The 26,757-nt window shown below is 71.2% G+C and carries 22 protein-coding genes; 6 read left to right on the top strand and 16 right to left on the bottom strand.

What is annotated here, in order from left to right:
• Window positions 1-20 precede the first annotated feature (20 nt).
• From OIE12_RS28640 to OIE12_RS28625, 4 genes are all read right to left on the bottom strand, one after another.
• On the bottom strand, window positions 21-2,750 hold the full coding sequence (locus tag OIE12_RS28640; RefSeq protein ID WP_329140230.1) for a TerD family protein: 2,730 nt from the start codon (window positions 2,748-2,750) through the stop codon (window positions 21-23).
• Entirely contained in the window at window positions 2,740-4,713 is a 1,974-nt protein-coding gene (locus OIE12_RS28635) for a DEAD/DEAH box helicase family protein (RefSeq protein ID WP_329140228.1), read from the bottom strand. Before OIE12_RS28635 ends, OIE12_RS28640 begins: the two co-directional genes overlap by 11 nt.
• Window positions 4,714-4,814: 101 nt before the next feature.
• The gene (locus OIE12_RS28630) at window positions 4,815-5,390 is read right to left on the bottom strand and encodes a hypothetical protein (RefSeq protein WP_261383763.1); all 576 of its coding nucleotides are present in this window, start codon (window positions 5,388-5,390) and stop codon (window positions 4,815-4,817) included.
• 507 nt (window positions 5,391-5,897) lie between these two features.
• Window positions 5,898-7,034: a tyrosine-type recombinase/integrase gene (locus OIE12_RS28625; protein ID WP_329140224.1), complete on the bottom strand. Its 1,137-nt coding sequence runs from the start codon at window positions 7,032-7,034 to the stop codon at window positions 5,898-5,900.
• Window positions 7,035-7,238: 204 nt separating this feature from the next.
• Between OIE12_RS28625 and OIE12_RS28620 the strand changes: the two genes are divergently transcribed.
• On the top strand, window positions 7,239-8,327 hold the full coding sequence (locus tag OIE12_RS28620) for an IS630 family transposase (protein WP_329130307.1): 1,089 nt from the start codon (window positions 7,239-7,241) through the stop codon (window positions 8,325-8,327).
• A gap of 493 nt (window positions 8,328-8,820) precedes the next feature.
• A complete protein-coding gene (locus OIE12_RS28615) occupies window positions 8,821-10,284 on the top strand; it encodes an endo-1,4-beta-xylanase (RefSeq protein ID WP_329140222.1) in 1,464 nt (487 codons plus the stop codon).
• 51 nt (window positions 10,285-10,335) lie between these two features.
• Here the strand turns inward: OIE12_RS28615 and OIE12_RS28610 are convergent, their stop codons facing one another.
• Together OIE12_RS28610 and OIE12_RS28605 are read right to left on the bottom strand one after the other, a co-directional pair.
• A complete protein-coding gene (locus OIE12_RS28610) occupies window positions 10,336-10,527 on the bottom strand; it encodes a DUF397 domain-containing protein (protein ID WP_329140220.1) in 192 nt (63 codons plus the stop codon).
• The gene (locus OIE12_RS28605) at window positions 10,524-11,405 is read right to left on the bottom strand and encodes a helix-turn-helix domain-containing protein (protein WP_329140218.1); all 882 of its coding nucleotides are present in this window, start codon (window positions 11,403-11,405) and stop codon (window positions 10,524-10,526) included. The genes OIE12_RS28610 and OIE12_RS28605 overlap by 4 nt, the downstream gene beginning before the upstream one ends.
• Window positions 11,406-11,649: 244 nt before the next feature.
• On the opposite strand from OIE12_RS28605, the gene OIE12_RS28600 reads away from it, so the two are divergent.
• Window positions 11,650-11,874 (top strand): DUF397 domain-containing protein, encoded by a 225-nt coding sequence (locus tag OIE12_RS28600; RefSeq protein ID WP_329140216.1) that lies wholly within the window; start codon window positions 11,650-11,652, stop codon window positions 11,872-11,874.
• 67 nt (window positions 11,875-11,941) lie between these two features.
• Window positions 11,942-12,409: a hypothetical protein gene (locus OIE12_RS28595; RefSeq protein ID WP_329140214.1), complete on the top strand. Its 468-nt coding sequence runs from the start codon at window positions 11,942-11,944 to the stop codon at window positions 12,407-12,409.
• Window positions 12,410-12,423: 14 nt separating this feature from the next.
• Here the strand turns inward: OIE12_RS28595 and OIE12_RS28590 are convergent, their stop codons facing one another.
• The 3 genes from OIE12_RS28590 to OIE12_RS28580 form a co-directional block, all read right to left on the bottom strand.
• Window positions 12,424-13,497: a hypothetical protein gene (locus OIE12_RS28590; protein ID WP_329140212.1), complete on the bottom strand. Its 1,074-nt coding sequence runs from the start codon at window positions 13,495-13,497 to the stop codon at window positions 12,424-12,426.
• A gap of 215 nt (window positions 13,498-13,712) precedes the next feature.
• Window positions 13,713-15,275 (bottom strand): glycoside hydrolase family 43 protein, encoded by a 1,563-nt coding sequence (locus OIE12_RS28585; RefSeq protein ID WP_329142289.1) that lies wholly within the window; start codon window positions 15,273-15,275, stop codon window positions 13,713-13,715.
• 100 nt (window positions 15,276-15,375) lie between these two features.
• A complete protein-coding gene (locus tag OIE12_RS28580) occupies window positions 15,376-16,854 on the bottom strand; it encodes an endo-1,4-beta-xylanase (RefSeq protein WP_329140210.1) in 1,479 nt (492 codons plus the stop codon).
• A 442-nt stretch (window positions 16,855-17,296) separates the two neighbouring features.
• Between OIE12_RS28580 and OIE12_RS28575 the strand changes: the two genes are divergently transcribed.
• The gene (locus OIE12_RS28575; RefSeq protein ID WP_329142287.1) at window positions 17,297-18,082 is read left to right on the top strand and encodes an endonuclease/exonuclease/phosphatase family protein; all 786 of its coding nucleotides are present in this window, start codon (window positions 17,297-17,299) and stop codon (window positions 18,080-18,082) included.
• Window positions 18,083-18,725: 643 nt separating this feature from the next.
• Window positions 18,726-19,967, top strand: coding sequence for a DMT family transporter (locus OIE12_RS28570; protein ID WP_329140208.1), 1,242 nt, complete (start codon window positions 18,726-18,728; stop codon window positions 19,965-19,967).
• A gap of 51 nt (window positions 19,968-20,018) precedes the next feature.
• Here the strand turns inward: OIE12_RS28570 and OIE12_RS28565 are convergent, their stop codons facing one another.
• From OIE12_RS28565 to ssuE, 7 genes are all read right to left on the bottom strand, one after another.
• On the bottom strand, window positions 20,019-20,687 hold the full coding sequence (locus OIE12_RS28565; RefSeq protein WP_329140206.1) for a response regulator transcription factor: 669 nt from the start codon (window positions 20,685-20,687) through the stop codon (window positions 20,019-20,021).
• Complete coding sequence (locus OIE12_RS28560; RefSeq protein ID WP_329140203.1) at window positions 20,684-21,967, bottom strand: sensor histidine kinase; 1,284 nt, start codon at window positions 21,965-21,967, stop codon at window positions 20,684-20,686. The genes OIE12_RS28565 and OIE12_RS28560 overlap by 4 nt, the downstream gene beginning before the upstream one ends.
• A 111-nt stretch (window positions 21,968-22,078) precedes the next feature.
• The gene (locus OIE12_RS28555) at window positions 22,079-22,918 is read right to left on the bottom strand and encodes an ABC transporter permease (protein WP_329140201.1); all 840 of its coding nucleotides are present in this window, start codon (window positions 22,916-22,918) and stop codon (window positions 22,079-22,081) included.
• Window positions 22,915-23,883 (bottom strand): ATP-binding cassette domain-containing protein, encoded by a 969-nt coding sequence (locus OIE12_RS28550; RefSeq protein ID WP_329140199.1) that lies wholly within the window; start codon window positions 23,881-23,883, stop codon window positions 22,915-22,917. The genes OIE12_RS28555 and OIE12_RS28550 overlap by 4 nt, the downstream gene beginning before the upstream one ends.
• A 129-nt stretch (window positions 23,884-24,012) precedes the next feature.
• A complete protein-coding gene (locus OIE12_RS28545; protein ID WP_329140197.1) occupies window positions 24,013-24,870 on the bottom strand; it encodes a glutathione S-transferase C-terminal domain-containing protein in 858 nt (285 codons plus the stop codon).
• Window positions 24,871-25,040: 170 nt separating this feature from the next.
• On the bottom strand, window positions 25,041-26,138 hold the full coding sequence (locus OIE12_RS28540; protein ID WP_329140195.1) for an LLM class flavin-dependent oxidoreductase: 1,098 nt from the start codon (window positions 26,136-26,138) through the stop codon (window positions 25,041-25,043).
• A 47-nt stretch (window positions 26,139-26,185) separates the two neighbouring features.
• Complete coding sequence (gene ssuE, locus OIE12_RS28535) at window positions 26,186-26,743, bottom strand: NADPH-dependent FMN reductase (protein WP_329140193.1); 558 nt, start codon at window positions 26,741-26,743, stop codon at window positions 26,186-26,188.
• Between the last annotated feature and the right edge of the window lie 14 nt (window positions 26,744-26,757).

Below are 26,757 nucleotides of genomic sequence, written 5' to 3'. Positions count from 1 at the left end.
CCACCCGCTGTGCGTCCGGTTCAAGCCTCCACATCGATGCCGTAGTCGGTGGCCAGACCTGCCAGTCCGCTGGCGTAGCCCTGCCCGACTGCGCGGACTTTCCAGCTACCCGTACGGCGGTAAACCTCCACCGCGACGGCCACCGTCTCTCCCCCCGTGAACGGCGGCGGCACGAAGGACAGCCGGGCGCCGGACGGCTGAGTGATCTGTGCCTCCCACACGGTGTTCTGGTCCAAGACTGCGCCGGGCGGACCCTCGGGATCGACGCTGACGACGATGGCGATGCTGCTGACGCCTTCCGGGATGAGGCCCAGCTCGGCAGTGACGGTCCCGCCGTCAATGCGAACCCCGTCTTGGAAGGGGTGGTTGTAGAAGACCAGGTCGTCATCACTGCGGACTCTGCCCTCGTCGGTGAGTAGCACTGCGGACACGTCCACGGGCACGCCGGAGGCAGTGACGCGGATGGCGGCCTCTTCGGGTGCCAGGGGCGCGTTGGCTCCCTTGGCCAGCATCTGCTGTCCGCCGTCCCGAGGGCGGACCACCATGGTCGAGCCGTCAGCGAGGGAGAGGCTTTGTTCCGAGGCAGAGCTGATGCCGGTGAGCGCAGCGAGAACCTGCTGGAGGCGAGGCCAGCCCTCTGCCTCCTCGCCGGGCCAGGGCCAGCGCAGACGATGGGCACCGAACTGCTTGGCCGTCGGGGGCTGCCCGAGGGCCTCCTGCAGTTGCAGATAGCGCAGACTCTCGGCGGCCAGCCGGCCAAGCTGCCACTGCCGCTGGGTCTCCTCCGGCCTGTTCAACCACGTGTCGTGGTCGACAGGCTCACCCCCCAGTGCCCGATACACCCGCCGGGCCACGTCATAGCCGTCACCTGTCAGCAAACGAGCAGGCCGTTCCTGCTCGGACGGTGCCGGCTCGCCGATGGCTGTGTACAGCGCTCCCAGGTCGCCGCCGGTCCAGTGGTTGGCGGTTTCCGTGGCGAACCGGGAGAACTGGGTGAGTGTGGGCGGCTTCCCTTTGGCCGCGACGTGGCGGTGGAGCTGGTGCGCGACGTTCTCCAGCTCGGTGCGCCACCGGTGCTGCAGGTAGGTTGCGAGGTGCTGTTCGGCCCAGGCACGCCGGTATCGGGTGATGAGGTCCCGCACCCCTTCGAAGCCCTTGCGGCGGGTGCGGCCGCTCATGCCGGAGGTGAAGATCACCTGACCGTAGGGAGTTTCGACCGTGCTGCTTGTGCTGTCGGTGATGTCCTCCTCCGGCCCCAGCATCTGTTCGGCAGCAGCCAGCTCGCGGAAGAAGGTCGGGTCGACGGGGCAGCCCGCCGCGCGCAGGGCCGCCAGAGACTTGCTGTAGTAGCGGTTGGCGCGGTCCAGGGTGGTGCGGGAGTAGGGTCCTTCGCACACGAACCAGGCGGTCAGACCCATGCCGTGCCAGAACTCGCCCGCCGGGCCCAGTGCGTCGGCCATGATCCGGTGCGGCCGCGGATTGCTGACGATCCGGCCGGGATACCGCTGCAGCGTCACTGTCGCCCACAGCCGTCCGACCTCCTTGAGGACGTCGGCGGGCAGACACTGCTGGTACAGCTGAGGGGTGAAACCCTGCTCGGTCCGCGACAGGCTCATCAGTTCCTCGTCGACCAGACCCCACAAGGAGGGCATCCCCGGCGCCTGGACCGCATGCGCCTGGTCGAAACCCGTCCACCAGCGACGCAGGGCAGCAGTCCGCTCCTCCACCGGGGACACGGAACTGCCCCCGCCGAGGAAGGCGGCCAGCATGGCCTGCACCTCGGCTTCCGCGATGCCCGCCTCGGCAGCAACGTCGGCTGTCTGGACGGACGTGCCCACATACAGGCGGGGCTCAGGAAGAGCGGTGATGATTTCCTCGTCCGGGTGGACAGGAGCCTGAAGGTAGTCCAGAGCGGCCAGCCAGTCGCCTGCGAAGTACGCGGAGACGACCGGCTGCAGTTCTTTGGTGAGTATCCGGCGCGCCAGGGCCGTGCCGGCCCTGGCCTTCTTGGCGAAGCCGGACATCAGGGCTTGGAGCTGCTGGATGCGGTGGCGGGCGACGAGTTGTACCAGGTCGGCAGCGGCGAGGGTGTCCAGCAGCTCCAGGCGGGCCTGCTGCTGTCCCGCCCGGTCCAGAGTCGGCCAAGCGCCGCCGTAGCGGAAAGCTTCCAGCGCACCGTCCCCAATGCCCAAAAGCCGGTAGCGCTCTTCGATCACAGTCCAGAACCGCTGCTGCTGCGTGGGCGGGAAGATGTCTCCCGCCGCTCGCAGCCGGACGGGCTGCAGCAATGTCTCGAACAACGGCACCAGCAGCGCCCACAGCAGGATGGTGTCCGCGCCCTCCACGGCGGTGAGCCGGGCGGTCTCATCGGCGGCCAGTGTCAGAGCGTGGCCGGGACGTTCCCGCAGCAGATGCGGCAGGTTGACCGCCCCCGCCTTCACGGACAGTTTCGCCGGCAGGTACCACGCGCCGCGCTTGTGCTGCTCCTGGACGCTGAAGAAGCCGGCACACAGGGCTGCTTCTGCTGGGGTGAGGGCCGTCACCTCGGCCCTGTCGGGGGTGTCGCGTCCCCGGCCGGGAGTGACGGTGGCCAGCGGCTGTCCGGCCAGGGCAGCGCCGAGCAGTCGGGCCGCCAGGGCGTCGAGCTCGGCGAACCGCCGCTGCTGCCCGGCCGCCGCCTCCAGGCGGAGGGCTTCTCCGGGGTCGGCCTGGATGGCCGGATGCCACCAGTACGACGGGTCACGTACCACCGGTCAGCCTCCGCATGTAGTCGACGAACTGCTCGAACGGGACCGGGGAGGCAGTGCTCTGCGCGTAGACGGCGTAACGCTGAGCCAGCAGCCGCTGCTCCCGCTCCGCCCGCCGTGCCTCGACCCGGTCCACGCCGTGGATCACACGCTCCTCGACCCGGCCCCGCTCGTACAGCACGAACGCGTCCATCCCGCCCTCACCCGCCGGGTTGGTCCCGTCCGGGGCACCGCCACGGCCGTCGAGAACGCTCTCCAGCATGCCGGTGTCGATCAGCGGTGCCTCGAGCAGAACCGTAGGGTCCATGTCGTTGTCCGCGCACAAAGCCTCCAAGTGCTCCTCCAGGCCGAGCTCTGTGTGGCAGACCATGTCCAGGTACTGCTGGTCAGGGGCGAGACGGGAGTGGCGCAGGACGCGGACGCCGCGGCCGACGAACTGGTAGAACTCGCCAAAGCTGCCATACGGCCGCAACGGCACGACGACGGTGATGGGCGGGAAGTCGTAGCCCTGGCCGAGCATCCGCAATTGCACGATGCCCTCGAGGTCACCCGCCTCCGACTCGAACCGCCGCCGTGTCGCGGCGATCGCCGAGGCCGGCATGCTGTGGTGCAGCGTGGCGCAGGCGATGCCGTGCTCCTCAGCGATCCGTGCGATCTGCTCAGCGTGGGCCTGGCCCATCGCCGCGAACAGCACCCGCGGCCTGATGGGGGCCAACAGCTTGGCCTGCATGTCCAGACACGCCCGGGTCACCGCCATCACCTGCCGGATCGGCGCCTCGGACTGCGCGGTGATCCGCGCCAGCTTCCGCTCGTCCCCCAGCACACGCAGCAGCGCATCACGGCCCACGACCTGCTCGCGCCGCCCGTCCGGCCACACCGCCTCATACACCGTCGACGCCGTCTCGGGTGCGAACCGGTGCACCCGCAGGTTCTTCGCCACCCCGTCCGCGACGGAGTCCACCAGCCGGTAGCGATAGACGACATCCGCGTCGATTGGCCTGCCGTCCAGGCGTGTGAAGCACGCCGACATCAACAGCGTCCGCGCCTGCGGGAAATGCGCGAACAGCCGCTGGTAGGAGTCGCTGGCCGCGATGTGCGCCTCGTCGACCACGATGAAGTCGACGTCCTCCGGCTCCAGCTTCGCCAGCAGGTCCCCGCTCTTGTCCCCCGTGCCCAGTGCGTGGAAGTTCGTGACCACGATGTCCGCGGCCAGCAGCCGCTCGCGGCCGACCCGGCTGATCTGCTCCCCGTCCGCATCCAGCACCAGCGTCGACGGCGGGCGGGCGCCGGGCAGCATCGGCCCGCCCGCCAGCCCGTACAGCACATTGCCCGGCGCCCCCGCATCGAGCGCCGACGCGAAAGTGCCGCGGATCACCGACCCCGGCGTCACCACCAGCGCCCGCCGCCGGGTAAACGACAGCGCCGCCGCCACGCCCAGGGCCGTCTTGCCGGCCCCGACCGCCATCACCGCGGCCGCATTCCGGCCGCCGCCGGCGTAGTAATTCGCCAGCGCGACCAGCGCTTCGTCCTGGCAGGACCGCAGCGGCCCCCGGTCGACCCGGTCACGCACCTCGTCGAAGTAGGAGCTCTCCGCCACTGGCCCGAACGCGCCCATGCCACGGGGCGGGCCGGCGGCAAGCATCGGGTTGCCGGCCATGTCCGGAACCTCGACGACCGGCACCGCTGTCACCAGCGCAGCGAGCACCGGATCGCGCCGCAGCATCGCCTGCAGCTGGGCCACGCAGCGCGCCGTGTCCGTGCGCACCGCGTCGTAGGAGAACCGCAGAACCGTCAGGCCAGTGGCGGCCAGGTCGTTCTGCCGCAGCCGGTCGTAGGTGAATGCTGCCCGGTCGCTGTGGAACGCGAAGCCGTCCAGCTCGACAGCCAGCCGCAGCGTCTGGCCCACGATTAGATAGTCCAGCCGGTAGGTGCGCTCCTGCACGGTGACCGGGTACTGGCTGTGCACCCGCTGCACGATGGCCGCATCCGCGGCAGGGGTGAGAACCCACCGCAAGAAAGCTTCCTCAAGGTAGGACGCGGCAGGCACGAGCCGTTCCAGCCCAACGCTCACCGTGCCCCGCCCGCCGTCGTGGTCTCGGCTGCCAGCGCACCGGCCTTCTCCGACAGCCGGGCCACTGCGTCCTCGCCCTGACCGAAGCGGACCAGTCGCCTCGACACCGTGAGTGCCTCGACGAAGGCACCCTCGCGCTCCAGCAGACCGATCAACCGGGGCACAGACGTAACCCGCACAAACCTTCCCGCCTCCATGTCCTCGAACGACACAGCCTCGGGCGCAGCCTCCATCAGCTCCAGATCCAAGAGGGCGAACACTTCGAGCAGTTCCAGTGCCGCAGGGTGCGCACGGCGTGTACTCCACAACCTCTCGACCGCGTTCTGCAAGACGAAGTGGTAGTCCATCGCCGAACCCGGAAGCTCCAGAGCCTCCCACACTCGAGCGATCAGCTCCTCGCCGTGTACGTCGTGCGCTACGTGCCGGCTGGCCGGCGTCGCAGAGGTGTGTCCCTCGGGGATGGGCCACATCGCGCTGCCGAACGACTCATCCGGGCGCACCCCCGCTTCGGGCAGCCTGCCACGGACGACGCCGGGACTCCCGCCGAACGTCATCCCGGGAATCGACGCCATGCGCTCAAACCACGCCCTCACACACCCCGCCCTCCCGAGCTGGGCAGATCACTTCTGCGCCAGCCGCCCTCTACTCTGCAACAGCAGTTGTTCATTGTCGCAGCCCGCACACCAACGCACCGCCGATCTGAGCGACTTGCCAGCCCGACCACTGAGGTCCTCAAGGGATCAGCACTGTCACTCACCCGGCGCGGCTATCCCGGCTACTGCCTGCTGGGGCACGCTGCGTCACTGGCTCCGTCCTCGCCGCGGTGACGGTGCTGCCGCTTCATCGCGGAGCCGCGAACGCGGGATGAGGACAGCCGAGGGGGACAGCCACGGTCCACAGAGCTGAGGGCCCATGGGATCACACCTATAGGCAGACCCTCCCGGACCAAAAGGCTCTGAAGCGCAATTTCCTGCCTCTGCTGGACTGACGTAGACGCCCCTGGACGGCCTCTACAACCTGTGCCATGTGGTGCCGGTGCAGCCCAACCAGAGGGCAGCACGACAGGTTTCGCCACGGTGTCAAGCCGCGTCCCAGAGTCCCGCGTCAAGGACACGCGCCGCCTTGGTGATACTTCCCGGCATCAGGTGCCGGTAGGTGCGGTACGTCTCCTCGATCGACTTGTGCCCCATCCACTCGGCCACGTCCGTGATCGGAATGCCTCTGCCAAGAGCGTTAGAGGCGAAGTAGTGCCGGAAGCCATACATCCCCATCCCGTCCACCACAGGCAGCTTCTCGAAGAGTGCGCGGACGCGCCGGCGTTCCATCGGCTCCGTGTAGTACCCGCTCGGCCCCCGCAGCAGATTCCCCTCCCGCGTGGTGCCGTGCTTTGCCTCATAGCGTTCGATCGCCTCCCGTACCGAGCGGGGCAGCGGAACCTCCCGGAACTCCCCCACCTTGCGATGCTTCAGCTTCGCCGGCCGGTGCGTGTTGGAGTGGATCTGCTCGTGCACCCGGTACACGTCATCCGCCACCAGATTGTTGACGTTCACGGCCCGCGCTTCGCCGTTACGCAGCCCGCACCCCACCATCATCACGATCTCCAGAGCAAGGTCCTCACCCGCCACAGCCAGAGCCCGCCTCACATAAGCCAGGTCCGGAATGACCACCCTCTGACGAACGTACTCTGGCTCCTGCACCCCCCTCACCGGGTCATCAGCCATCGCCCCCTTGTCATAGGCGTCCCGCAGAATCGCCTTGAGCGCACGCAAAATATTGACCTGATTACCCCGGCCGACACCGTCGGCCTCCAAGTCATCCAGAAAGCGCTCCACCACCATCGGCGTGACGGATATCAACTTCCGTGACCCCAGACGCGGAACGATATGCACGTTGATGGAGCTGCTGACGTGCTCGCCCGTCGAATACACGGTCATACGACGCTGCCGACGCAACCACTGCCTCGCGAACTCCGCGACCGTCTGCTGACCCAACTCCCGGCGCGCCTCCGCGACAGACGGCTCCGTGCGTTTCTTCTCCGCGTAGACCTCTATGAGGCGGTCGATCGCCTCGTCCTGCGTTGCGAAGCCACCCTCCTCAAGCTGCTTCCCCACGCCGTTACGGAAACGGATCGTGTACGGGTGCAGGCACCGCGTCGGCCTGGCACAGCCGCAGTCCTTGAAGAACGACCCCATACCGCGAGCGAGCTGACGAGCCACGTGACGCACCTTCCGAGCGGGAGCCGGGCACCTGCGCCCAGGCCCTCCGCCGCGGCGGCCACCAGGTCAGCAAGCCAGGACGCCCTCGCACCCGATGCTGACCATTTGCTGACCTGAGCGACCCTACTACGCCTCTGACCTGCACAAACGCCCAGATACTAGTGTCCTGAGTCGTTAGTTCGCGTGCGGTTGTAGAGTGTGGCGATGCCTGGTCCGAAGCCGTTGCCGCTGGAGCTGTCCGATCACGAACGCAGGGTGCTGCGGGGCTGGTTGCGCAAGCAGACTGCGTCGCAGGCGCTGGTGATGCGGTCGAGGATCGTGCTGGCATGTGCGGAGGGTCGGCCGAACGCGGAGGTCGCGCAGGACCTGGGCATCTCGCGGGAGACGGTGCGCAAGTGGCGGTCCCGGTTCGCCGCGGACCGGCTGGAGGGCCTGGTGGACCGGCCGCGTTCGGGTGCACCGCGGAAGATCACGGACGAGCAGGTCGAAGCCCTGGTCGCCAGGACGCTCGGCCAGACGCCGCCGACGGGTGATTCGCACTGGTCGACGCGTTCCATGGCCCAGTCGGCAGGCATGTCGCAGTCGGCGGTCTCGCGGATCTGGCGGGCTTTCGGCCTCAAGCCCCACATCGTGGAGACGTGGAAGCTGTCGACCGATCCGCAGTTCGTGACCAAGGTCCGCGACGTGGTCGGCATCTACCTCTCGCCGCCGGAGAACGCCCTGGTCCTGGCGGTGGACGAGAAGTCGCAGATACAGGCCCTGGACCGGACCCAGCCGGTGCTGCCGATGGCGCCGACCGTGCCGGCGAAGATGACCCATGACTACGTCCGGCACGGCACGACCAGCCTGTTCGCCGCCCTGGACATCGCCTCCGGCTCGGTCATCGCCCAGCACTACCGCCGCCACCGCCACCAGGAATTCCTCCGCTTCCTGAAGGTCATCGACGCCGCCGTCCCCAAGGACCTCGAGCTTCACCTGGTCCTGGACAACTACGCCACCCACAAGACCGAACCGGTCAAGAAGTGGCTGCTGCGGCACCCCCGCTTCCACCTGCACTTCACCCCCACTTCGGCGTCCTGGCTCAACCTCGTCGAGCGCTGGTTCGCCGAGCTGACCTCCCGCAAACTCCGCCGCTCGGCCCACCGCAGCGTCATCGAACTCGAACGGGACATCCGCGGCTGGATCAACGAGTGGAACAAGAACCCCAGACCGTTCGTCTGGACGAAGACCGCCGACAACATCCTCGACACCCTCGCCGCATACTGCACACGAATTAACGACTCAGGACACTAGATCTTGGACTTGAACATGGTGCGCAGCATGTCGAACTCCTGGAAGACGGCTCCCTGCCCGCTTTGTGCAGGTCAAGGGCTGTCTTCACTGTACACGGGCACGCCTCACGGCCGAAGGCCTCGCGGAATATCGCGCACCGTACCGGGCGACCGCCGTTCCCGAACGGCCCTCGGCCGACGGTCCCTCACTCGCACCTGGGACAATGGCGATCAGTCACGGATACGGAGTGCTGCTGTTCATGCGGTTTCGGAAGAGCGCTGTCATCGCGGTTGTGTGCGTCTTGGCCGCCGGTGTCTCGGGGGACCGTGTCGGCATCTCCGCGCCCGCGGGGGGACCTGTGGAGGATCTCCTGAACGGCAGGGACTGGGCGCACTTCGCCGGCGGGAGGCCCACGCACGCAGGGGTGCGGGTCACACCCCTCGACCGGCGCATCACACGCCAGGACGGTACCGGTGGACAGCCGAACCCACCGGTGAACCTGCGCGGCCCCCACATGGTGTTCCGAGGGGATGTCCGGATCGAGGCCGGCCTGCGGCGCACGGATCACACGGACGCCTACCTGCATCTGTACGGTGAGACGCCGGTCATCTACGACGAATGGCGCTACGAACGGCGCGGCGTGCGCATCGGCGTGGTCGGCGGGAGGCTTCGGATCGACCGCTGGGACGGGGACTCCGACAGACCTGCGCTGACCCGCACCTTCGGGAGCGGCCTGGGGCGCGAAGTCCGCCTCGCCGTCGAAGTCCGCGCCGACAGGCTTGTGCTGGAGGCCGACGGCAGGGTCGTGGGGACCGTTCCCGCGCGGGACGTCTTCCGCGGTGGCCGCATCTGGTTCGGCGCGGACGCGGGAGCCCGCGGGAAGGGCTGGACCCTCAGCGATCTCCACGCGCGGTCACTGGGGCGGGGCCGGCTGTCCGTCGTGGACGCGCCCGGCCTGCGAGTGCCCCGGTCCAGCGATGCGATGCGCGATCTGGCGGCGGTCCTCCCACGCCCGATCCGCATGGGAACCGCCCTGGCCGCGGGCCCCTTGCTGACGGACAGCACCTACCGCCGGACGGCGGGTGAGGAGTTCTCCATGCTCACGCCGGAGAACGACTTCAAGCCGCAGTTCGTCCAGCCTCGACGCGGCGTGTTCGCGTTCGCGGAAGGCGATACCTTGGTGGACTTCGCCGAGGCCAACAGGATGAAGGTGCACGGCCACACCCTCGTCTGGTTCGAAGCCCTGCCCGCATGGATGCGCGCCGAGATGACGCACGAGCAACGCAGGCGCGTCATGGTGGAGCACATATGCGCGGTGGCGGGCCACTTCCGGGGGAAGGTGGCGGAATGGGACGTGGTGAACGAGCCCATGTCCGACGAGGACGAGGACTACTCCAACGGCAACCGGGGCGTGCGGCCGCAGTTGTGGTTCGAAGCGATGGGTGAGCAGTACATCGACATCGCCTTCCGTGCCGCCCGCGAGGCCGACCCGGACGCGGTGCTCTACCTCAACGAGTACGGGGTGGAGGAGGACGGTCCACGCTGGGATGCCCTCTACGCGCTGCTGGTCCGGCTGAAGGAGCGGGGCGTTCCGATCGACGGCGTCGGTTTCCAGGACCACGAATACGCCGCCGGCGACCGTACCGACCCCGAGGTCTTCCGACGCAAGGTCCGGGCTCTGGCCGGGCTCGGCCTCAAAGCCCGGGTCTCGGAGGCTGACGTCCTCGTCGACGAGGACGAAGAGGACATCCAGGCCCGTCAGTTGGCGGGGAAACTCGCGGTCTGCGTCGAAGAACCCAACTGCACCTCGTTCTCGACCTGGGGGTTCACCGACAGGTACGGCTCCACGGCCGACCTGCGGCACTATCCCCCGAGTCCGGGGAACGCCCTGCCCTGGGACGCGACGTACGAGGCGAAACCCGCCTACTGGGCACTGCGTGACGTCCTGGACGACGCTCGCCACTCAGGTACGGGATAGGCCACCCGCGTGCCGCCCGCTGCTCCGGCGGACGGCACGCCCTCACGTCGCTCAACGCTCCGACGCGAACCGTACGAACTGTCCCCAGCCTGCGCGGCCGACGGCGAAGGCCGAACGGGCCACGTCCTTGGAGTCCCGTACGTGGACGGCCTGTTCGGTGACGGCGACCTCCACGCAGTCGTCTCCCTGGGTGCCGCTGTAGCTGGACTTGAACCAGGCGAGTTCCGACGTACCGCTGCTCATAGCTCTCCTCGCAGTCGCTCCAGCAGGTCCCTGGATTGCTTGGGATTGAGGGCCTGTGAGCGCAGTGTGTCATAGCGTCGGCAGAGCAGACTCATCTCTTTCGGGTCGGAGATCAGCCGTCCGTTCTGCTGCCCCTCGGAGTAGCCGACTCGACGCCCCTCCAGGGTCTCCAAGATGCGCATGGGTCCGTCAAGGCACCCGTGGAACTCCATTTCCACCGGCACCACTTGAAGCGTCACGTTGCGCGGCGCGGTCAGCTCCAGCACGTGGTCCAGCATGTTCGTCTGAACCTGCGCCCCGCCCAGTCCGCGCCGTAAGACCGACTCCTCGACGATGAAGCCGAACGGCACGGTCGGCTGCTCCCGCATCATCGCCTGCCGGTCCATGCGGGCCGCGACCTGCGCCTCCGTCTGCTCGTCGGTCAGCAGCGGAATGCTGTTGTCGAACACCGCCCGCGCGTACGCCTCCGACTGCAACAACCCCGGAACCAACCGGCACTCGTACGTGCACAGGCTCACCGCCTCCCGCTCCAGCCGGGCCCACCGCCGGAACCATGCCGCTAGCCCCGCCTCCCCCCGCGTCAGATGCCGCGCGGCCCTCCGCAGGGCACCGGTGTTGCCGAGGGCTTCCTCCGCCCGCTCCACGAACGCCTCGTCCGGCATTCGCCGTCCCAACTCCACCGACTCCACCGTGTGCTTGGAGTACTGGACAAGGGCGGCCAGCTCGGTCCGGCTGAGCCCGGCGTGTTCCCGCAGCGCCTGAACGAACGCGCCGAACGTCCGCAGACTGTCCGACGGATGCGGCTCTCGCTCCCACTCCCCCGTCGGAACCGCCCGCGCACCGGCCGCCGCCTCCCCCTCGACTCCCACCACGTCCATCCGCCGCCCCTTTCCTCGTCTCCGCGAACACCCCCAGCCTGACGGATCATCAGACGTACCGTCCACTCTTCGTGTCCGTACGCTGACTCAACGTACGGGGTGCCACACTCGTCCCCGCCCCCGTCCGACCGCCACCCTGAGGTCACCAAGCGCCAGGAGAGACCGTCCACGTACACCGCTGACCTGCGGAGACACCGGGCGGCGGCTCTGCCTGGCCGCGTCAGACGAGCTGGAAGGTGCAGTGATGCAGAACGGAACCGACCTCTACGCGCTCGACCTCAGCGGAGCCGCGTTCACGAAGGCGTGCGGCGGCCCCTGTACCGAGGGGTGCGTGACCCTGGCCCGGATCGGCGAGGACGCCTGGGCCCTGGGCGACAGCAAGCGTCCGGACGCGCAGCCGTTGCGGTTCACCACGGAGGAGCTGGACGCGGCCGGTATCGACCCGGCGCGCTTCGGCATCGGCGTCTGACACTCCTCCGCCCCCTCCCGCCGGTCGGGCCGGGCCCGGCCGGCGCCTCTCGAAGCGGGAACAGCCCATGCACCACCACGCCTACCTCTGGACCGGCCCGAAGGCACGCTTCGACGACGAGGCCCTGCGGCGGCCCCCGCACCCCGATCCGCCCCCGCCGGGAGGCAGGCCGGAACTGATCGAGCGCTACCGCCAGGTCGCCGCGGAGTTCCGCACGTCGGACCTCCCGCCGCTGGAGACGGCGTACTGGCTCGTCAAGCCCCGCACACTCGTCCGGGGGACATGGGACGAGGCGAAGGAGGCGGCGGCCTGGCTCGGCGAGCGGCTGGCCGAGTACACGCCCCGGTTCGCCGCCGAGGCCGACCGGGACACCGCGCGTCTGGCCCGGCTGGTGGACGCCGCCGCCGAACGCCTGCGTTCGGGCGCCGACGTGTCATACGGCCACTACCTCGAACGCCCCTCCTACCTCTCCCTCGCCGTGGTGACGTGCTCCCCGAACCGCTCGGCACCCGAACTGCCGTGCCCTCGCGCGTAGAACCCGCCGATCGTTCACTGGATCAGGTCGGTGTGCGGGTGCTCGGGGGAGGCCGGGCAGACGTAGAGCTGCATGTTGTCGGCGCTGCCCACTTCGACCCGCGTGGGCTGGGCGGGGGACAGGCCGGCCCGGTGGCCGGCGGCGTGGGCGGCGGCCCGGTCCTCCTGCGGCGCCCAGCCGCGCGTGCCGCCGTCCCATTCGAAGGAGGCGATGGTCAGCAGCGGGACCATCCGGGCCTCGCAGACGGCGCAGTACCTGCGGTACGGGTCGGTGCGGCCCCAAGGCGGCCAGCCCCCGACCTTCCAGCCGGGAGCGTCGGCCAGCTCGCTGTCGTAGAACTCCGCCGGATACTCCTCATAGGAACTGTCCAGGTCCGCACCGGCGGCCTGCCACCGGCTCCAGTCCCCGACCACCTGTCTCAACTCCCGGCTCAGATCGAGGCTGTCGGGATACTCGGTGATGGCCTCCGGTGCCAGCAGGCACGGTTCGGGCACGTAGCCGGGGTAGTTGGCCTCGTACGGTTCCGGTGGGGTGGCGAGGACGTCGACGACCGAGGCTGCGGTCCGCCAGAACACCGCGGTCGCGGGCTTCCAGTCCGGCTCGTGGTCGTAGGGGCACCAGAGGACCTGGAGCAGATCGGCCTCGCCGGGCGGCCGCAGCAGGGGAACGTCACGCAGATACAGCTGAGCCACGGGCAACAGGGGGACCGGGCGGTCCGCGGGCCAGGGAGGGCCGGCGTCGAGCCGCTCCGCGAGCCGCGCGGCCTTCTGCTCCAGTGCCGCCACCTCCTCGGGCGTGAACGAGGGACCGTAGGGATCGTCATGCCGCCGGGCCCGGTCGTGCCTGTCGAGCCGTATCTCCGCCGGTGACTGGCGGAACCCGCTGTCACCGTGCAGGTGCGTGTCCTCGCAGTGCGGCCAGGGTTCCCCGGCCGGCCACAGCAACGGCCCCCCGACCGAGCTGTCCCCGACCGAGGGCGATCCCGGGCGGGGGTGCAGCCGGATGGCGGGGCGGGCCAGCGCAGCCAGTTCGGGGAAGACCGCGGTCACCTCGACAGAACGCGGCGGAGTAGTCCGTTCGAACACCATGCCGGCGATCCTGCCATCCCCCACTGACAGTCCCCCGCCCCTCGATGGGCATGGCCGCCCGCCCGGTACGCCCGCTCCGCGTACGGGCGCGCCGCACATCTCGCTCGGCTGCTCGCGGTGGCCGAACCACGCTCCCGCGACGCTTCGCACGACCTCACGGAGCGCGCCGAACTCAGCGGCAGGCAGCACAACCCTCGCGTCGCAGCGCTCAACGCTCAGGCGCTGCCGGGGCCGGAGGTCGGGGCGTACTCGTACCAGTCGAACGCCACCGACCCCTCCGTGGCGTACATGCCGATCACCCGGCCGGTGAAGCCGCCGGCGATCTCGGTGGACAGGTAGCGTCCGTCGAGTTCGGCGAGTGGGTGGGTGTGCGGGGTGGTGGGGTCGCCGAGCGTGAAGGCGAGGGTGTCGGGGCCCGTGGTGCCGCCGTCGGTGAGTGCGGGTGAGGCGGGGACGAGGTCGGACGTGCGGATCGTCACGGTGAGGACCAGTGGTCCGGGCGGGGCGGGTCTGCGGGCCACGGTCTGGCGGAGCGGTCCGATCCGGGCGAGGACGGCGACCTCGCCGTTCCCGGCCTCCACCTCGTAGTGGTGGGCCTCGTCCAGGCGCACGCAGAGGCCGCCGCGTCCCGTGCCCGGCTCGATCAGGGCGGTGACGCGGCAGTCGTGGTGCTGTTGGCGGCGGCCGACGAAGGTGTACCCGGGGCTGTCCAGGGTGGGGCCGGTGGCGTGGAGGAGCAGCCGGCCCGGGCGTTCGGTGAGCGACCAGGAGCCCTCCGGGCGGGCGAACGGCGAGATCCAGTGCGGGGCGAGGGCGGGGGCTTCGAAGTCGTCGCGGGCGGGCGGGGCCGGGACGGAGTGCCGGGCGCTGTCCGAGGCCGGGACGGGGTGCCGGGCGCCGCCCGGGGCCGGGTGGCGCTCGGGGACGGGCGTGACGACGGGCCAGCCGTCCGCGTCCCACTCCACGGGGGTCAGGAACGTCTCGCGGCCGAGCACGTGCACGTCGGGCGTGAAGCCGCGGGGGCGGACGCCGAGCAGGACCATCCACCAGGTGCCGTCGGGGGCCTGTACCAGGTCGGCGTGGCCGGTGTTCTGGATGGGGCGGGCGGTGCCGCTGTGGGACAGCAGGGGGTTGGCGGGCGCCCCCTCCCAGGGGCCGCGCGGCGAGCGGCTGCGGGCCAGGGAGATGCTGTGGCCGCGTTCGGTGCCGCCCTCCGCGATCAGCAGGTACCACCAGCCGCCGATGCGGTAGAGGTGCGGTGCCTCGGGGTACTTGAGGCCGGTGCCCGACCAGGTGGGGAAGGGGCCCTCCAGTACCTCACCCTTCACCGGGTCGATCCGCGCCATGTTGATGCCCCCTTCGGGGCCGGAGAAGGCGCACCAGCAAGTGCCGTCCTCCTCCCAGGCCAGGTCGGGGTCGATGCCGGTGAGGTCGAGCCACACGGGGTCGCTCCACGGCCCCTCGGGCCGCTCGGCCGAGACGAGGAAGTTGCCGCCTCCGTCGATGTTGGTGTTGACGACCCAGAAACGGCCGTCGTGGTGACGGATCGTGGGAGCGTAGAGGCCTCCGGACGCCTTGGCCCCGGGGACGGGCAGCGGCAGTTGACCGGGCCGGTCCAGCACGTTGCCGAGCTGCTCCCAGTGCACGAGGTCCCTGCTGTGGAAGAGCGGCAGCCCGGGAAAGTACTCGAAGCTGGAGCACACCAGGTAGTAGTCGTCCCCGACCCGGCACACGCTCGGATCGGGGTGGAATCCGGGGATCACCGGGTTGTCGTACATATGCACGGAAGTATGTTCCCTTTCCACGGGCCGCGGGGCCGCCGCCATGGTGGCGGCGGCCCCGGAACCCCTCAGTGCCGGCAGGCGATGACAGGCCGTGTCAGGACGTCAGTGTCCAGTGCTGGTTGCTGCCGCCGGAGCAGGAGTAGAGCTGGAGCTGGGTGCCGTTGGCGGTGCCGTTGCCGACGGCGTCCAGGCAGAGTCCGGACTGGACGCCCACGAGGGACCCGTCGGAGTTGAGGCGCCACTTCTGGTTGTCGCCGCCCCAGCAGCTGTAGATCTGGATCCGGGCGCCGTTGCCGCTGCCGGCGGCGTCCAGGCACTTGTTGCCGTAGACCCGCAGCTCACCGGCGGCCGTCTGCTCCCACTTCTGGTTGTCGGCGCTGTGGCAGTCGTAGAGCTGGACCTGGGTGCCGTCGGAGGTGGCGGCGTTCGGCACGTCCACGCAGCGGCCCGAGCCGACGCCCTTGAGCTGTCCGCTCTGCGTGCCGCCGTCACCGCCGTCGTCGCCGCCGTCATCTCCACCGTCGTCACCGCCGCCGGGCGAGGCGCTGTTGAGGGCGTTGAGGACGGAGGTGTAGGCCGACTTCTTGTTGCCGTTGTTGTCGAACAGCAGCGGCGACTGGCTCGAGCGCCAGGAGTCGCTGTCCCGCACGCCCCAGACGGTGATGCCGAGGCAGCGCGAGACGGCCAGGCAGTCGTTGACCACGTTGGCGTAGGTCGTGGCCGAGGCACCCTCGATGTCGAGCTCGGTGATGGCCACGTCCACGCCGAGGGCGGCGAAGTTCTGCAGCGTGGTGCGGAAGTTGCTGTCGTAGGGGCTGCCGCTGTTGAAGTGGGACTGGAAGCCGACGCAGTCGATCGGCACGCCGCGAGACTTGAAGTCGCGGACCATGTTGTACACGCCCTGGGTCTTGGCCCAGTTCCAGTTCTCGATGTTGTAGTCGTTGTAGCAGAGCTTGGCGGACGGGTCGGCGGCCCGCGCGGTGCGGAAGGCGACCTCGATCCAGTCGTTGCCGGTGCGCTGCAGGTTGGAGTCGCGGCGGCCGCCCGAGTTGCCGTCGGCGAAGGCCTCGTTCACGACGTCCCACTGCGCGATCTTGCCCTTGTAGTGGGCCATCACGCCGTTGATGTGGTCGATCATCGCCTGGCGCAGCGAGCTGCCGCTCAGGCTCTGCATCCAGCCGGGCTGCTGGGAGTACCAGGCCAGGGTGTGCCCGCGCACCTTCTTGCCGTTCTGCACCGCCCAGTTGTAGATGCGGTCGGCGCTGCTGAAGTTGAACTGGCCCCGCTGCGGCTCGGTGGCGTCGATCTTCATCTCGTTCTCGGCCGTCACCATGTTGAACTCACGGTTGGCGATCGAGGTGTACGTCGAGTCGCCGAGTTTGCCCGAGGCGATGGCGGTGCCGAAGTAGCGGCCGCTCTGCGCCGCGGCGGCGCCGAGCGTGTTCTCGGCGGAGTGCGCGGGCGGCGCCGAGAGCAGTGCGGTGACCAGGGCGAGGACGCCGGTGACCAGGGCCACCAGCAGGATGCGGCGCTGTGGTCCGGCGCCGGATCTGGAAAGGGCCTGAGAGCCCATGACTGTGCCTCCAAGGTAGGGCGACTGTGCGCGGCTCTTCCCGGGCAGCGCGGGTCCGCCCGGGGCATGCGGTTCGACATCTCGGATCACGGTCGGTCGGCCGACGTTCACGAGAGATGATGGCGAGATTGACGAGGGCCCGTCAACGGTAATGACGGATGTATTTTCCGATTGCTTCTCGAAAGTTTCGCTCCTGTCCGGGAGTGCCATTGAGCCAGATGGCCGGGGAGCGCCTGCCGGGACAGGTCAGTGCGCCTACAAGACCGAGGAGGCGTCCTTTTCCCACTTACGCCGCCTCGGGGACCGGCACATTCTCGAAACTATCGGAACGCGACTTGACCCCGGGCGTCGGAACGCCGATCGTCTTCCGCATCCACTGCGAGGGGGCCAGGTGTTCGGGAGGGACGCGCGGTTGCTGGTCGGCGCCGTGATCGTGGCGTGCATGCTGCTCGCCGGGCCCGTCGCGCCGGGTGGGGCGCCCTTCGCCGGGTCGCTGCCCGTCGGTACCGCGCGAGAGGTCGTGGACGGCCGGGTCATGACATGGAACCTGTGCAACCCGTGCGGGGCCGGGAACGTCGACCGGGCGGCGGAGATCGCCACGTACCGGCCACAGGTCATCGGCATGCAGGAGGCGTGCGCGCGCGACGTCGAGCGAATCCGGGACCATCTGGAGAGCCTCTACGGGCTGGTGTACCACGTCGCGTACGGGTCGGTGCTCCGCGACTGGGGACGCTGCGGGGGCGTGCCCTGGAGTCCGGGGGGCTACGGGCAGGCGATCCTCTCGGCGGCACCGATGAGGGACCCGGTCGTCGTGGAGTACCCCGACGGCGGCTCCGAGGACCGCGGTTATCTGGCGGTCACCACCGAGGTGGCGGGCCGGCCGGTCCGGGTCTTCGACACCCACTTCGCCGAGCGGCGTCAGGAGCCGGTCCGGGCGGGGCAGGCCCGTGTGCTGGCGGCGGCCGTCGCCGAGCACGACCGCGCGCTCGTCCTCGGGGACTTCAACGCCGTACCGGACGCTCCCGAACTCGACCCCATGTGGCAGCTGGCCGTGGACGCCGACGCCCGGTGCCGTCCCTCGGCCGCCGCCGCCTGCGCGCCGACCACCGACTGGCGGAGCAGGTTCGACTACGTCTTCCTGCGCGGCCTCACCTCCCGCGCGCACGGAGTGCACCCCACCCCGTACTCGGACCACCACCTGCTGCACGCCGACCTGGACCCAGCATGAAGGGTGGACGGACAACCGGCGGCCACCGGCCGGTGGGCCGCACCACCTGAACTCGATGCACGGCCCCGCCCGGCGGGGACCCGTGGACACCGGTGTATCCCCCATCGGGCAGTTCTCGTCGCGAGCCCCGCGGGCGTGCCGGACGGCCGGCCCGCCGCCGCGTGTGCGTGCGCGTACCGCCGCCTGCTCCTCCGTCCGCCCAGGCCCAGGACTTCGGCCTGCGCCTCTGCCCCGGCGGACCGCTGCCGTGCCCCGTCGGCCGACCGCCGGCGGAGGGTGCCCACGGCGGGGTGAACCGCCGCGCGGTCCCTCCCGTCTCGTCGGGCGAACGCGGCCGACCGTGCCGCGCGTCGCGCCCGGCCCGTCCGGCGCCCCCTCCGCTCCCGGCCGCCACGGCGGTCCGGCCGGTGGGGGTGCGGGCGGCGGCGCCGTGTCCTTACGTACCGCCGGGGCGGGCCGGTTCGCACCTGCCGGCCCCGGCTCCCACTCCGGGGCAGGAGACCATGCATCCTTCAGTCGACGACCGACCCGCCCGCGACGGCTCCCTACGCGGTACGGGCACCCGGTGGCCGGCGGCCCGGGCCGGCCGCGTCCGCGGGACCTCAGCCGCCGGGAGCCCGGCGACCGGTGGCGGTGCCACGGCATGAGGCACCGTTTCGATCCGCTGACCGCGGCAGCGATGGCGGTCGCCGTGCTCTCCATCTCGGCGACGGCGCCCCTCACTGCCGCCGCCTCCGCCTCGCCGCTGGCCATGGCGTTCTGGCGCAACGCCCTCGGCTTCGCCACCCTCGGTCCGTTCCTGTTACTGCTGCGCCGCCGCGAGGTGGCACGCGTGGCCCGCGGCGAACGCACCCTGCTGCGCCGGGCGCAGTGGGCGCCCCTGGGGCTCGGCGCCCTGGCCGCCACGGCGCTCGCGCTGCACTTCGCGGCCTTCATGACCAGCACGCGGCTGACCACGGTCGCCATGTCGACCGCGCTCGTCGCCACGCAGCCCGTCTGGCAGGCCCTCATCGCGGCGAGCCGGGGCGTCCGGGCGAGCGGGAGGACCTGGGCGGGCCTCGGCCTCGCCGTGGCCGGCGCGGCCGGTGCCGCCGGTCTCGACATCACCTCCGGCGGCACCGCGCTGGCCGGGGACCTGCTCGCCCTCGGCGGTGCCGTCGCGCAGGCCGCCTACACCGCGCTGAGCCAGAGTGCGCGCAGTGACATGAGTACGCCGATGTACTCGACGGTCTGCTCCCTGGTCTGCGGTCTGGAACTCTTCCTCGTCTGCCGGCTGACGGACGTTCCGCTCACCGGCTTCGACACCTCGACCCAGCTGTCCCTGCTCGGTCTGCTCGTCCTGCCGCAACTCCTGGGGCTGGGCTCCCTGAACTTCGCGCTCGGCAGGGCATCGGCGACGACCATGAGCGTGCTGCTCCTGCTGGAGACCCCGGTGGCCGCGGTCACCGCCTGGCTGCTGATGGGACAGCGCGTCCAGCCGGCGTCCGTCCCGGGGCTGCTGCTCCTCATCGTCGGCGTGATGGTCGTGGTGAAAGACGGCGGCGGGGAACGCGCCCCCGCGCCACAGGAGCCCGGGACGCCGTACCAGCCGCCGTACGCACCGCCGCCTCCCGCCCACGCCTCACAGGGCTTCCCACCGTCTCCCTCCCGGCTGCCGGAACCCGCCCCATGGCCCGCCCCGCCCGGCCCGGCCCTGACCCGGACCTGGCCCGCCGCACCGACCCCCACCCCGCCTCCGCCCCCACCCCGGCCCCACGTACGCGACCCCCGAGTCGCCTGGGCCGCGCTCGAGGTCGACAGCCCCACCCTGACTCTCAGCTACCACGGCGCCGGGGTGTTCGACGGACTGCCCACCGCCCGGCAGCGCGCGGCGGAACAGCCCTGACGGGGTTGCCCTGACGGGTTGCCCTGACGGGGGCGCCGCCGCACGCCCCCGTCAGTCCGTCCGCGGCCGGGCCAGACCGCGGTCGTAGGCGAAGATGACCGCCTGGATGCGGTCCCTGGCGCCGATCTTGGCCAGGACCCGGCCCACGTGGGTCTTGACCGTGGACTCCGACAGGACGAACTCGGCGGCGATCTCACCGTTGGTGAGGCCCTTGCCGATGGCGACGAGGATCTCGCGTTCGCGGTCGGTGAGGGAGGTGAGTCTCGGGTCCTCGGCGGTGTCGGAGCGGTGGGCGGGGACGTACTGGGCGAACTCGTCCAGGAGGCGGCGGGTCAGCGCGGGCGCGATGACGGCGTCACCGGCGGCGACGGCGCGGATGCCGGCGAGGAGTTCCTCGGGGCGGGCGTCCTTGAGGAGGAAGCCGCCCGCGCCGGCGCGGAGGGCGGCGTGGACGTACTCGTCGAGGTCGAAGGTGGTGAGGACCAGGACGCGGGAGCGGCCGCCGGAGGCGACGATGCGGCGGGTGGCCTCGATGCCGTCCATGCCGGGCATGCGGACGTCCATCAGGACGACGTCCGGGCGCAGTTCGGCGGCCTTGCGGACGGCCTCCGCGCCGTGCGCCGCCTCGCCGACGACGTCGGTCCCGGGCGCGGAGTCGAGGAGCAGGTGGAAGCCGTAGCGCTGCAATGGCTGGTCGTCGACGATGAGGACGGTGGTCATCGCCCACCGTCCTGCGGCGTGAGGTCGAGGACGGCCTCGACGTGCCATCCGCCGCCGCCCGTCGGCCCGGCGGTGACGGTGCCCCCGTACAGTGCCGCGCGTTCCCGCATGCCCACCAGGCCGTGCCCTTCGTCGTTCGGCGGTCCGGACCGCAGCGCCGGCCCGGTGTCCACGGCCCGTACGGTGAGCCGGCCGTCCGCCACGAGGACGGCCAGCCGGGACCGGGTACCGCTCTCGGCGTGCTTCAGGGTGTTGGTGAGCGCCTCCTGGACGATGCGGTACACCGTCAGTTGTACCCCGCTGTCCAGGGCGTCCACGTCGCCGGAGGTCCGGTAGACGACCTCCAGTCCGGCCGATCGCACCGTGGCGCACAGCGCGCCGATGTCCATGATGCGGGGCTGCGGGCTGAGTTCGGGTCCGCCGGCGGGGTCGTCGACGGCCTCGCGCAGGACGCCGAGCACGCGCCGCAGCTCGCCGAGGGCCAGCCTGCCGGTGTCGCCGATGAGCCGGAGGGCCTCCTTGCCCCGTTCGGGGGCGGTGCCGGTGGCGTAGGCACCGGCGTCGGCCAGCGTGATGATGACGGACAGGTTGTGGCCGACGATGTCGTGCATCTCGCGGGCGACACGGGTCCGTTCGGTGGCCGCGGCCAGTCTGATGCGCTGGTCGCGCTCGGTTTCCAGCCGGGCGGCGCGGTCGCGGAGCCCTTCGAGCTGGGCCCGGCGGATGCGGACCGTCAGGCCGAGCGCGAGGGCCGCGGTCGCCGTGCTCAGCAGGAAGAACAGCGCGTCCCAGACGGAGACGACCGACGCGGCGCGGACCGCGACCAGCGCCATGGCGCCCGCCATCACCGCGCAGGCCCACGGCAGTTGGCGCAGCCGCCCGTGCAGGGTCAGGCTGTAGAGGGCGACGAACAGGGCGACGTCCGCGCGCAGTGCCGCGTCCAGGGACCACTGCACGACGAACACCGCCGCGATGGCGCCGAAGGCCACGAGCGGACGGCGCCTGCGCCACAGCAGGGGCAGCACCAGTCCGGCCTGAAGCGCCAGCATGGCCGCGACGGGCAGCTGGGCGAAGGCGAGCCGGATCCGCCGCGGGCCGTCGCCGTCGTCGCCGTCGTGCAGCAGGTCGGGCAGGCAGAACATCAGGAAGAGCAGGACCACGACCGCGGTGTCGAGGACCCAGGGGCGCGCCCGGTCGGCGTGCCGCAGCCGCCGGCCGCCCCGGGACAGGCGGGCGACCAGCGGCCCCAGCACGCCGAGCTCGTCGGTGGTCACGGTCATGGACGTCACGGTGCCATGGTCCGCCCGGCCGGCCGTCACTGCCACGGCCGGTCTCCTCGGGCGTCGCTGCCACGGCCCGTACGGTCACACGTCACTGTCACGTCGCGCCGGTCAGACGTCGGTGCGGGCCAGCCGGTACGCCGCGCCCGCGAGCGCCAGCGCCGTCCAGCCGGCGAAGACGAGCAGCCCGGTGCCCGGCGACAGCGTCGAGGAGTCGTGGGTGAGGGCGAACATCGCCTGCCCCGCCTCGGACGGCAGATAGGGGCCGATGTTGTCCTGCCAGGAGCTGGGCAGCAGGGAGATGAGCCCCGGGATCAGCATCAGGGCGGCGACCAGTGCCGAGATGCCGCCGGCCACCGACCGCAGGAGCGCGCCCAGGGCGGTGCCGATCACGCCGACCATGCCGAGGTAGAGCCCGGCGCCCAGCAGGCTGCGCACGACCCCGGCGTCCGAGAAGCCCAGGGCCGCGGGCGTGTCCGAGACCATGCCGTTCCCGCACAGGAAGGCGACGAACCCGCCGGCCGTCGCCAGGACCAGGGCGACGAGACCGAACACGGCCGCCTTGGACCACAGCACGGGCAGCCGGCGGGGCACCGCCGCGAGCGTGGAGCGGATCATGCCGGTGGAGTACTCCCCCGCCGTGACCAGCACGCCGAGGACGCCCAGGGCGAGTTGGGCGAAGTTGGTGCCGAAGAGGGACAGGCTGACGGCCGTCGAGTCGGCGAGGTCGGGGTCCAGGTTGCCGGAGTCGTAGCCCGACGTGTAGCGGCTCGCGGCGATCAGGCCGAAGGCCACCAGGAACAGCAGGGCGACGCCCAGGGTGATCCAGGTCGAACGCAGGGACCACAGCTTGGCCCACTCGGAGGCGAGCACCCGCCGTCCGGTCACCCGGTGGACGGGGCGGGCGGGCGCGGTCCGCGGCTCCTCGGCGGTTGCGGTGAGCGTGCTCATGCGGTCCTCCCCAGGCTGTCGCCGCCGTCGGCGCCGGTCGTCGTGCCGCCCGCGCCGGTCGTCGTGCCGTGGTACTCCACGGCGTCCCTCGTCAGGTCCATGAACGCCTCCTCCAGTGACACGGTGCGCGCGGTCAGCTCGAACAGGGCGATCCCGTGCTCCGCCGCCCGCAGCCCGATCTCGCGCGCGGTCAGCCCGGTCACCTCAAGCTCCTCCGAGCCGATCCGGCCGGTGACGTCGACGCCCGGCCCGGCCAGTACGTCCCGCAGCCGCGCGGGATCCTCCGTCGCCACCTTCACCGTGTCGCCGCCCGCCTCGCGGATCAGGTCCGCCACGGTGGTGTCGGCCAGCAGCCGGCCGCGTCCCACGACGATCAGATGGTCGGCCACGAGGGCCATCTCGCTCATCAGGTGCGAGGAGACGAAGACCGTACGGCCCTGTTCGGCGAGCCCCTTGAGGAGGTTGCGGATCCAGAGCACGCCCTCGGGGTCGAGCCCGTTGACCGGTTCGTCCAGCATCACCGTCTGCGGATCGCCCAGCAGCGCCGCCGCGATGCCGAGCCGCTGCCCCATGCCGAGGGAGAAGGCGCCGGCCCGCTTCCCCGCCACCCCGCTCAGCCCGGCGAGCTCGATGACCTCGCCGACGCGGCGGTCCGGGATGCCGTGGGTCAGTGCCAAGGCCCTGAGGTGGTGGTACGCCGAGCGGCCCGGGTGGTTCGACTTGGCCTCCAGGAGGGCGCCGACCTCCTGGAGCGGTGCCCGGTGGCGGGCGTAGTGGCGGCCGTTCACGGTGACGGAGCCGCTGGTCGGGGCGTCGAGGCCGACGATCATCCGCATGGTCGTGGACTTGCCCGCGCCGTTGGGGCCGAGGAAGCCGGTCACCGTGCCCGGCCGCACGGTGAACTCCAGCCCGTCGACGGCCGTCTTCTCGCCGTACCTCTTCGTCAACCGCCGTGCGTCGATCATGCGCGCGCCTCCCTGTCGGCCCCCGGCGCCCGCCGTCCGCGGCGCCACACGGGAAACGCTAGGGGCCGGGGTGCGGCACTCCGGTGGTACCGGGGGGCCGAACCGCGCGGGGTGCGTAGTACCCGGGTACTACGCGACCGCCCGCTCGGAGGCCGCCGGGACCGGCCGGTCCACGGCGCCGGCCGCCGCGCCGGCCGCCTGTGTGCCGCGGCGCTGGGCTTGGTGCCCACGGGTGAGGGCGTCGAGGTCGAGGTGGCGGGCGAAGGCGGGGTGGGCGGCGAGGCGGCGGGCGTAGGTCCAGAGGTGGGGGTGCGCGGTGACGCGGTGGACGGCGGTGGCGTCCAGGTGGTGGCGGTGCACGGTGTCGAGCTGGACCAGCGTGACCCACAACTGCACGTCGGCGAGCGTGAGTTCGGCGCCCAGGACGTACGGCTGGGAGGCGAGCCGGGAGTCCAGGGCGTCCAGGGTGCGCAGCAGCTCGGTCAGGGCCGTCTCGCGTGCGGCCGGGTCGGCGTCGGTGCGGCCGGCGTGCTGGGCGGCCTCGGTGATGCCCTCGCAGAGCCGGCCGACGGCCGCGACGGCCTCCTCAGCGCCCCGGGGGTGCAGGTCGGGGCCGTGGGCGCCGAAGCGCCGGGCCAGGTCGCGCAGGATGCCGGGGGTGTGGGTGCTGACGATCGTTCCGGTCCAGTTGTCGCTCAGGACCGGTGCGACGGCCGGGCCGGGGTGCTGGTGCGAGCTGGCCTCGTACAGCGGGCGCAGCGTCTGGTGGCCGCCGTCGGGGGCGTCGGGGAGGGCGGGCAGCACGGTCACCGGGAGGACGTCGTCGAGGCCGAGGAGGCTGTGCGTGACGGCTATCTGCAGACAGTCCGGACAGGACGGCGACAGATGGAGCCGGTAGCGCCGGGGCGCGGCGTAGTAGCCGCTGCGCGCGTCACAGCCGATCCTGCCGCGGAAGGACGGCACGACGGTCGGGGATATGGCGGACATGCGTCTCCCTGGGGTGCTCGGTCACAGGCGTACGAGCGCTCTTTCCCTACTGAATCACTAGGATTACCGTATGGGAGTCTCGGCCCCCCGGTCCGACCCCGTCAAGTGGGCCCGTGCCGCCCGCGCCGGAACGTCTCACCAGGTGAGAAGCGCGCGGACGGCCCCCCGCCTCACGGCCGCCGCCACACCCCCCGTGCCCGAAGCCTCGGCAGTACGCCCTCGCCGAACCAGTACGCCTCCTCCAGGTGCGGATAGCCGGAGAGCACGAACTCCTCGATGCCCAGGGCCGCGTACTCGCCGATCCGGTCGGCCACCTCGTCGTGGCTGCCGACCAGTGCCGTGCCCGCGCCCCCGCGCACCAGACCGATGCCCGCCCACAGGTTGGGGTGGATCTCCAGCCGCTCGCGGCTGCCGCCGTGCAGCGCGCGCATCCGCCGCTGCCCCTCGGACTCGCTGCGGGCGAGCCCCGCCTGGACGGCCTCGACGGTCTCCGCGTCGAAGCCGTCCAGGAGCCGGTCCGCCTCGGCCCAGGCCTGCGCGGCGGTGTCCCTGGTGATGACGTGCAGCCGGATGCCGAAGCGGATCCGACGCCCCTCCCGCTCGGCCGACCCTCGTACCCAGGCGATCTTCTCCGCGACGGCGGCGGGCGGCTCGCCCCAGGTGAGGTACACATCGGCGTGCCGGGCGGCGATCTCGCCCGCGATCGGCGAGGAGCCGCCGAAGTAGATTTCGGGGAGCGGGTCGGGCACGCGGGCCAGCCGCGCGTCCTCGACGTGGAGGTGCCGGCCGCGCGCGTCGACGGTCCGGCCCTCCCACAACTCCCGCACGATGCCCAGGAATTCACCGGTGCGGTGGTAGCGGGCGTCCTTGTCGAGGAAGTCGCCGTACGCCCGTTGCTCGTGGCTCTCGCCGCCGGTGACGACGTTGAGCAGCAGCCGTCCGCCGGACTGCCGCTGGAAGGTGGACGCCATCTGCGCGGCGAGGGTCGGCGAGAGGAAACCGGGGCGGAAGGCGACGAGGAACTTCAGCCGCTCGGTGTGCCGGCTGACCATCGCGGTGGTCAGCCAGGCGTCCTCGCACCAGGCCCCCGTCGGGGTGAGCACGCCGACGAAGCCCAGGTCCTCGGCGGCGCGGGCGATCTGGCCGAGGTAGGCGACGGTCGGCGGCCGGTCGCGCGCGGAGCGCGTGGCGGGGGCGCCGTGGCTGCCGCCGACGACGTGCCGGCTGTCGCCGTTGGTCGGCAGGAACCAGTGGAAGACGAGGGACACGACGGACTCCGATCAGGGTGTACGGGTGGGCGGTGGCCGGCCGGGGTTCAGCCCGTCGCCGCCAGCACCGTGGTACGGCCGCCCAGCGCCGCCGAGAACTGGTCGGTGACCCGGGCCAGCCCCTCGGCCGGGCCCGGCGCGAGCGTCGCGGTGCCGTCCTCGCCGACGGTGATGTCCTTGTCGAGCGTGAACCAGCCCGGTGTGATGTGCGCGGGGCCCATGGAGGCGAGGACCGGACGCAGGGCGTAGTCGATGGCCAGGACGTGGGCGGTGGTGCCCCCGGTGGCCAGCGGCAGGACGGTCTTGCCCGCCAGGGCGTACTGCGGCAGCAGGTCGAGCAGCGACTTCAGCAGGCCCGAGTAGGCGGCCTTGTAGACGGGCGTGCCGATCACCACCCCGTCCGCCTGCTCGAACAGCGCGGTGGCCCGGACGATCGCCGGGTGAGCGAAGTCGGCCAGGAGCAGCGCCTCGGCGGGCAGGGAGCGGACGTCGAGCGCGGTCACCCGGTGGCCCTGGGCGACGAGCCGCCGGTCCAGGTGGCGCAGCAGGCGGGCGGTGCGGGAGGTGGCGGAGGGGCTTCCGGAGACGGACAGGACGGTGGCCATGCGGGGACCTTTCG

The sequence above is a fragment of the Streptomyces sp. NBC_00670 genome (genome assembly GCF_036226765.1).
Taxonomy (GTDB): Bacteria; Actinomycetota; Actinomycetes; order Streptomycetales; family Streptomycetaceae; genus Streptomyces.
The sequence above is the reverse complement of the archived record's forward strand: the minus strand, read 5'-3'. Positions and strand labels throughout refer to the sequence as shown.

Excerpts from the sequence above, each read along its gene's own strand:
- OIE12_RS28585 (WP_329142289.1), bottom strand. The coding sequence starts at position 15,275 with ATGTACGACAACCCGGTGATCCCCGGATTCCACCCCGATCCGAGCGTG.
- OIE12_RS28610 (WP_329140220.1), bottom strand. The coding sequence starts at position 10,527 with ATGAGCAGCGGTACGTCGGAACTCGCCTGGTTCAAGTCCAGCTACAGC.
- OIE12_RS28565 (WP_329140206.1), bottom strand. The coding sequence starts at position 20,687 with ATGACCACCGTCCTCATCGTCGACGACCAGCCATTGCAGCGCTACGGC.
- OIE12_RS28545 (WP_329140197.1), bottom strand. The coding sequence starts at position 24,870 with ATGTCCGCCATATCCCCGACCGTCGTGCCGTCCTTCCGCGGCAGGATC.
- OIE12_RS28550 (WP_329140199.1), bottom strand. The coding sequence starts at position 23,883 with ATGATCGACGCACGGCGGTTGACGAAGAGGTACGGCGAGAAGACGGCC.
- ssuE (WP_329140193.1), bottom strand. The coding sequence starts at position 26,743 with ATGGCCACCGTCCTGTCCGTCTCCGGAAGCCCCTCCGCCACCTCCCGC.
- OIE12_RS28570 (WP_329140208.1), top strand. The coding sequence starts at position 18,726 with ATGAGGCACCGTTTCGATCCGCTGACCGCGGCAGCGATGGCGGTCGCC.
- OIE12_RS28580 (WP_329140210.1), bottom strand. The coding sequence starts at position 16,854 with ATGGGCTCTCAGGCCCTTTCCAGATCCGGCGCCGGACCACAGCGCCGC.
- OIE12_RS28630 (WP_261383763.1), bottom strand. The coding sequence starts at position 5,390 with ATGGCGTCGATTCCCGGGATGACGTTCGGCGGGAGTCCCGGCGTCGTC.
- OIE12_RS28615 (WP_329140222.1), top strand. The coding sequence starts at position 8,821 with ATGGTGTTCCGAGGGGATGTCCGGATCGAGGCCGGCCTGCGGCGCACG.
- OIE12_RS28555 (WP_329140201.1), bottom strand. The coding sequence starts at position 22,918 with ATGAGCACGCTCACCGCAACCGCCGAGGAGCCGCGGACCGCGCCCGCC.
- OIE12_RS28605 (WP_329140218.1), bottom strand. The coding sequence starts at position 11,405 with ATGGACGTGGTGGGAGTCGAGGGGGAGGCGGCGGCCGGTGCGCGGGCG.
- OIE12_RS28560 (WP_329140203.1), bottom strand. The coding sequence starts at position 21,967 with ATGACCGTGACCACCGACGAGCTCGGCGTGCTGGGGCCGCTGGTCGCC.
- OIE12_RS28600 (WP_329140216.1), top strand. The coding sequence starts at position 11,650 with ATGCAGAACGGAACCGACCTCTACGCGCTCGACCTCAGCGGAGCCGCG.
- OIE12_RS28595 (WP_329140214.1), top strand. The coding sequence starts at position 11,942 with ATGCACCACCACGCCTACCTCTGGACCGGCCCGAAGGCACGCTTCGAC.
- OIE12_RS28590 (WP_329140212.1), bottom strand. The coding sequence starts at position 13,497 with ATGGTGTTCGAACGGACTACTCCGCCGCGTTCTGTCGAGGTGACCGCG.
- OIE12_RS28620 (WP_329130307.1), top strand. The coding sequence starts at position 7,239 with ATGCCTGGTCCGAAGCCGTTGCCGCTGGAGCTGTCCGATCACGAACGC.
- OIE12_RS28575 (WP_329142287.1), top strand. The coding sequence starts at position 17,297 with ATGCTGCTCGCCGGGCCCGTCGCGCCGGGTGGGGCGCCCTTCGCCGGG.